Consider the following 346-nt stretch of genomic DNA (forward strand, 5'->3'; position numbering starts at 1 on the left):
GGAAGAAGTGACAGTCACTGTAGAAGTAACGCCACAAAAAGACGATTACGATCCCCAACCAAAAGCGCAAACAGTGGACAATGGTCAGGTACCAGACCCAGAAGCAAGTGTAAACAAAACGGGCTTACCAGAAGGCACAAGGGTTACATGGAAAGACGCTCCAGTAGTGAATACACCAGGAGGTCATTCAAGTGTAGCCTTAGTCACTTATCCAGATGGAACTACCGATGAAGTCACAGTCCCAATCACGGTTAAGGAACAAAAAGATACGTTCAACCCAACTGCGAAAGAACCAGCTCCAACTGCTAAACACGGTAGTGACCCAAGTGCAGAAGGAAGTATCAAT

The 346-nt window shown here is 46.2% G+C and carries 1 protein-coding gene; it reads left to right on the forward strand.

The features are described 5' to 3' along the window. A partial coding sequence (locus ADI58_RS01915; RefSeq protein ID WP_049521253.1) for a Rib/alpha-like domain-containing protein occupies positions 1–346 on the forward strand: 346 nt, incomplete at both ends.

Source organism: Streptococcus mitis, assembly GCF_001074635.1.
Classification (GTDB): Bacteria; Bacillota; Bacilli; order Lactobacillales; family Streptococcaceae; genus Streptococcus; species Streptococcus mitis_E.